6 protein-coding genes are annotated in these 5,836 nt (G+C 67.9%); 2 read left to right on the top strand and 4 right to left on the bottom strand.

Going from position 1 to position 5,836, the window contains the following annotated elements:
* Positions 1–185 precede the first annotated feature (185 nt).
* Entirely contained in the window at positions 186–1,025 is an 840-nt protein-coding gene (gene ppk2 / locus RWR81_RS12070; protein ID WP_314457979.1) for a polyphosphate kinase 2, read from the top strand.
* Between the two features lie 2 nt (positions 1,026–1,027).
* Here ppk2 and RWR81_RS12065 read toward each other — a convergent pair whose 3' ends face one another.
* The 4 genes from RWR81_RS12065 to RWR81_RS12050 form a co-directional block, all read right to left on the bottom strand.
* Positions 1,028–1,777, bottom strand: coding sequence for an NAD-dependent protein deacylase (locus tag RWR81_RS12065; RefSeq protein ID WP_314457978.1), 750 nt, complete (start codon positions 1,775–1,777; stop codon positions 1,028–1,030).
* 10 nt (positions 1,778–1,787) lie between these two features.
* Positions 1,788–2,219, bottom strand: coding sequence for a hypothetical protein (locus RWR81_RS12060; protein WP_314457977.1), 432 nt, complete (start codon positions 2,217–2,219; stop codon positions 1,788–1,790).
* A gap of 73 nt (positions 2,220–2,292) precedes the next feature.
* Complete coding sequence (locus RWR81_RS12055) at positions 2,293–2,889, bottom strand: sugar O-acetyltransferase (RefSeq protein ID WP_314457976.1); 597 nt, start codon at positions 2,887–2,889, stop codon at positions 2,293–2,295.
* A 264-nt stretch (positions 2,890–3,153) separates the two neighbouring features.
* Complete coding sequence (locus RWR81_RS12050; RefSeq protein ID WP_314457975.1) at positions 3,154–3,369, bottom strand: DUF3107 domain-containing protein; 216 nt, start codon at positions 3,367–3,369, stop codon at positions 3,154–3,156.
* 248 nt (positions 3,370–3,617) lie between these two features.
* Here RWR81_RS12050 and RWR81_RS12045 point away from each other — a divergent pair.
* A partial coding sequence (locus RWR81_RS12045; RefSeq protein ID WP_314457974.1) for a UvrD-helicase domain-containing protein occupies positions 3,618–5,836 on the top strand: 2,219 nt, incomplete at its 3' end.

Genomic DNA, 5,836 nt, shown 5'->3' with positions numbered 1-5,836 from the left:
TTCGGGGGGTGCTCTTCCCCGTGGTGTCTTTGTTTGTAATCCGTCCCGCTTTACACCTCCTGTGGTGCCGGGTCCTTGAAAGGACCGGGCACCTCTGCATCTGTCTGCACGGAGGATTGTCCAGTTGTCTGCGCGCCTGGATGAGATCTGTGCGAAACTCAAGCATGGCAAAGAAGCACCCCACCATGGACCGTTCCCTGTATGAGGCCGAGCTGCTGAGGCTGCAGGCGGAGCTGGTCGAGATGCAGGAGTGGGTCAGGGCCACCGGAGCCCGCGTCGTCGTCATCTTCGAGGGGCGTGACGCGGCCGGCAAGGGTGGGGCGATCAAACGAATCACCGAGTACCTCAACCCGCGTGTCGCGCGCGTGATCGCGCTCCCGGTCCCCACTGAGCGCGAGCGTACCCAGTGGTACTTCCAACGCTACATCGCGCACCTGCCCGCCGCCGGCGAGATCTGCCTGTTCGACCGCTCCTGGTACAACCGCGGCGGCGTCGAGCACGTCATGGGCTACTGCACCCCCGAGGAGCACCGGCGCTTCCTCCAGCAGTGCCCGGTCTTCGAGAGGATGCTCGTCGACGACGGCATCCTGCTGCGCAAGTACTGGTTCTCCGTGCCCCAGAAGGAGCAGTACAAACGGTTCAAGTCGAGGATGACCGATCCCATGCGGCGATGGAAGCTCTCGCCCACGGACCTGGAGGCTCTGCCCCGTTGGGAGGACTACTCTCGTGCCAAGGACGAGATGTTCGTCCACACCGACATCGACTCCGCGCGCTGGTACGTCGTGGAGTCGGCGGACAAGCGCAAGGCTCGTATCAACATGATCCACCACCTGCTGGAGTCCATTCCCTACGAGCACGTGGAGCGTCCCGAGATGAAATTCCCCAAGAAGCCCTCGCTGCCGTCGTCGGGCTACCGCCGCACCGACCGAGCCCTCCAGCACGAGGTACCCGACTACGCTGCCTCCCTCAGCACGGCAGAGGCGCCCGAGCGCTACGTGGACCTCGAGGACCAGGGAATCGGTTAGGGCTACCGTCTCAGACGCTCCAGCTCCTGGAAGACCTGGCCGACCGGCTCACGAATGATGAGGTCGGCGCGGGAGTCGTACGGTGTGGGGGTCGCGTTCATGAGGACCAGGCGCTCACCGGCGTAGTAGTCGATGAGACCCGCCGCCGGGTAGACGACCAGGCTCGTGCCGGCCACGATCAGCAGATCCGCCTCCGAGATCGCCCGGACGGCGTCCTCGATGACACCGTTGTCGAGCATTTCCCCGTAGAACACGATGTCCGGCCGCAGTACCGAGGCGCAGTCTGGACAACGGGGAACCTCGCCGGAGCGGGCGTCGTCGACGTCGTTCAGGGTGAAGCGCGCACCGCAGCCGGTGCAGGTCAGACGCGACCAGTTGCCGTGCAGCTCGAGGACCCGCTCGGAGCCGGCCCGCTGGTGGAGGCCGTCGATGTTCTGCGTGACCACGGCAGACAGCTTCCCGGCCCTCTCCAGATCGGCCACGAACCTGTGGGCCGCGTTGGGGGCCACGCCCTCGCGGGCGTTCTCCTGGGCGAACCACTCCCAGTAGGCCTGCGGGTGCACGGTGAAGAAGCCGATGGAGAGTACCTGCTCCAGGGGGATCTCTCGCTCCTGGTGGTAGAAGCCCTTGGCACCCCGGAAGTCAGGGATCCCCGACTCCGTGGAGACCCCCGCGCCGCCGAAGAAGACGATGCTCTGCGACTGCGCGATCCACTGACTGAGCAGGCCCCACTGGCCATCCTGGTGGTCCATGCACCCCAGCCTAACGGTGGGGACTGATCCTGCAGGGGCAGAGCTGGAACCTGTCGCGGCGCCATACGATCCACATGCTCAGGACGCACGCGAGAGTCGACAGTGTCCCGGTGACATAGCGCTCGACGTCGCTGGTGGTGATGAAGAGGTTGAACACCGAGGCGATGAACAGCCACAGGGTCGAGACGTACACAATGCTACGTGCGGTGCGCTCACGTAGAGGACGGCGCAGCAGGCCGCCGTACCTGAGGTACGCCAGGGCGCAACCGAACCAGGCCAGGAAGAGTGCCAGGTTGACCGGCCTGAGTAAGAGCGGGGAGACGGTATAGGCACCGCCCAGGACGAACCGGCCTAAGGCAAGTCCGAGGGCTAGCAGAAGCTGCAGCACGCCGTTGACGAAGAACAAGACGGCGCACACGACCGCGAGCACGGGCGACCTCATGAGAGCGACTGTATCGGTCCGCGTCCCGGTAACGTGAGGAATCGAGAGGTGGACAGCTCCGTTGGGCCAGGTGTCAGTGGATCGGCCGGTAGTTGGTGCGATCGGCCTCGGTCACGTTCCGAATCACCCGAGCCGGGTTGCCCGCAGCGATGACACCGGGGGGAATGCTGCGGGTGACAACGCTGCCTCCTCCGACGACGCTACCCGAGCCAATGGTCACGCCGGGGAGGACCGTGACGTTGCCACCGATCCAGACGTCGTCGCCGATCGTGATCGGACGAGCTCGGCAGGCGCCGTCGGCGCGCTCACGAGGATCCAGCGCGTGGTTGGAGGTGTACAGGCCGACCTTGGGCCCCAGAAGCACATTGTCTCCGATGGTGATGGGGGCGCCGTCGAGCATGACGCAGTCGAAGTTCGCAAAGAAATGGGAGCCGAGGTGGATATTGCGTCCGAACTCGCACCGGAACGTCGGCTCGAGGCTCACTTCGCGGCCCATCGATCCCACGATCCGACGCAACAAGGCCTCACGTTCCTCAGCGGGCCGACCGTAGGAGCGGTTGTAGACATCGATGGCCTGGACGGTCTCGACCCGTGCTGCGATGAGTTCGGGCGTCAGGTCGTCGTACATCGCGCCAGTCGCCATATGAGCGAATTGCTCCGACAGGTTCATGCTGACCAGTCCTAGTTTCCTGCTGTGTCGGTTCGTCGTCTCAGAGAGCCTAGATCCGATGCCGCCTCGCGGGCGATGGTCTGGGATCAGGGGAGGAAGTCGAGCGGATATCACCGCCCTAATCGCCGGATATCCGGGAATGTTGATCTCAGCCTCCTGGCAGGACGCCGAGCACAACGGCAAGAGCACAGATCAACGGCGGAACGGTTGGGATGATGCTCCGCCAGATCTGGGCTCTTTGCGCGTTCGTCGAGAGGAGGCGGCTCAGATACCGAAGCCGACCCGGCGGGGCTCGGTTTCACCGAGCTCGACGTAGGCCAGGGAACCGGCCGGCACGAAGACCTTGCGGCCCTTGTCGTCGCTGAGGGTGACGGCCTTGGTCTCGGCGTCGGCCACGGCGGCCAGCACCTTCTCCTGGGAGTCGGAGGTCTCCAGTGAGAGCTCGCGGCTGGCGTGCTTGATTCCGATCGTGACCTGCATGGGACTCCTTCGCATCATCTGTGTGCCGTATTGAGCGGCGTGCCGCCCATCGGGGAGAGGCGGCGTGAACCTGCCCCGATCCTAGAGGCGCCCGGGCGCGCCAGAGGTCCGATTACCCCCGGCACCGCGCCGTTTCGCGCCACGCGGACAGGCGACCCGCCGGTTTCCCGGCGCTGAGGGGGCGGCTGATCGGTGACGATCCTTTAACGGTGCACGTTCCTGTCGGCGGCCCATGGTGAGATGGTCACATGTCCCAGGACCAGATCCGCCTTCTTCCGCCCTCTGAGACGCCGGAGCTCCCCGTTGCCGACGCCGATGGGCAGCGGGTCCTGGACCGCGTGGCCGAGGGTGCCAACGTCGTCGTTCTGGGCGCTCCGGGGACCGGTAAGACGTCACTGGCACTAAGACTGCTGTCGGAGGCGGTCGCGGTTGGCCGGGACGCCGTCCTGCTCGCACCCACCCGTGCGCGTGCGGACTGGTTGCGTGGCCGAGCCGCTCACCTGTTGCGCGAGGGGCACGGCGACGGCGTCGTGCGAGTGCGCACCCCCGCGGCCCTCGCCCTGATGATCCTGACCACCTCGCTGACCCGGCGGCCTGACCCGCTGCCGCCCCCGGTCCTCCTGGCCGGTGCGGAGGAGGACTCGGTCCTGGCCTCGATGATCAGTGCTATCAGTTGGCCGGGGCTTCCCACTGAGGCGACCGGTTCGAGGGCCTTCCGCTCCGAGCTGCGCAACCTCCTGGCGCGCGCCGGAGAGCTCGGCGTCACCGCCGATGAACTGGCCGATCTCGGACGCCGGCTCAATGTCCCCATCTGGGAGCCGGCCGCCCGGCTCCTGCGCACCTGGGATGCGCAGGGCAGGGCCAGTGCTGAACGAAGAGCGCAGACCCGCAAGATGGACACCGCCCGCCTCCAGGACCGGGCCGTCGAGGCCCTGCAGACGTGGGACGCCGACGGCGTCACCGTCCCCCGCTCGGTCCCCGACCTCGTCATCGTGGACGACTACCAGGACTGCACGGCCGCCACCGCCAGGCTCCTGACGGCCCTGGCCGTCCCGGACCCCCAGGGGCACCGAGCGCAGATCGTGGTACTGGGAGACCCCGACGTCGCAGTGGAGACCTTTCGTGGAGGAACGCCCAGTCTGCTCGTCGCCGCCGAGGACTACTCGGGACTTGGAGCCACCCGTCTGCGGCTGACCACCTGCTACCGGGGCAACCCGGTGATCGCGGCAGTGGTCGCCGACCAGAGCGCCCGGGTCCCGGTGACCGGCACGGCGGCCCACCGGCAGACGACTCCGGCCTACCGTGCCTCGGCATCGCGCGTCTCCGGGGAGTCTGACGAGGACTGGGGGACGGCTCCGACCGGTGTTGAGGTGATCCTGGCCTCCTCCACCCGGCAGGAACGCACTCACGTCGCCCGTGCCCTCAGGCTCGAGCACGTCCATCACGGCACTGCCTGGTCGCAGATGGCGGTCATCGTCCGCAGCGCCGCCGACGCCGAGTCCCTCGCCAGGGACCTGCGCAGGCGAGGCGTGCCCCTGGCCTCCCGCGCACCCGCGGTGCTGCTGCGCGCAGAACCGGCCGCCGCCGCCCTCCTGGGCATCGTGCACGCCGCGATCCGAGGCCAGCTGGGCGGGCACGGCGAACCGCCTCAGCGTGAGACCGCCATCAACCTCCTCACCAGTCCTTTAGTGGGGCTGACCACCATGGATCTGCGCCGACTGCGCCGCCGGCTGCGCCAGGACCCGGAGGATGCGGTCACGAGTGTCAGCGGGGCTGAGCCCAGTGAGCCCAGCGCCTTCACTGAGGCCATCACCGGGACCGGTTCCAGAACCGGTGCTGATGCCGCCCTCCTGTCCCTGCTGGCCGATACCGATCAGGCCTCCGCCTTCGTCCGGTCCCTGGACGGGGAGCCGCTGGGTGCCCAGGCGGATCGGCTCCTCATCGCCGCCCGAATCATCGAGGCTCTGCGCGCCGCAGTCGGGGGAGTGCCCGCCGATGCCCCTCGCGATGTCGAGGCCCTGCTATGGGCCGCCTGGCATGCCTCCGACCGGGCCGGGGCCTGGCGGGCCATCGCCCTGCGGCCCTCCGGAAGCTCCGTGCGCTCGCTCTTGTCCGAGGCCGCCGAGCACGACCTCGATGTCGTCACGACCCTCTTCAAGCGCGCTGAGGTCTGGGCCGAGCGCCATCCTGGCCAGGATGCGTCCAGCTTCTTGGCCGAGCTCGACGCCGAGGTCCTGCCCTCGGACTCCGTCGCCCCCCAGGGTCGGCGCCCGGAGGGTGTCGCCGTGATGACCCCGGCCCGTTGCGCGGGCCAGGAGTGGGAGCTCGTTGTCGTTGCCGGGCTGGAGCGGGACCGCTGGCCGGACCTGCGCCTGAGGGACTCCCTGACCCGCACCGGCCTTCTCGTCGACGCGGTCACCGACCGCCTGACGGCAGGTGCCACCGTCCCCGGGGCCGGGGCAGGGGC

Origin of the sequence: uncultured Actinomyces sp. (assembly GCF_963526355.1) — a bacterium.
Lineage (GTDB): Bacteria > Actinomycetota > Actinomycetes > Actinomycetales > Actinomycetaceae > Actinomyces.
The sequence above is the reverse complement of the archived record's forward strand: the minus strand, read 5'-3'. Positions and strand labels throughout refer to the sequence as shown.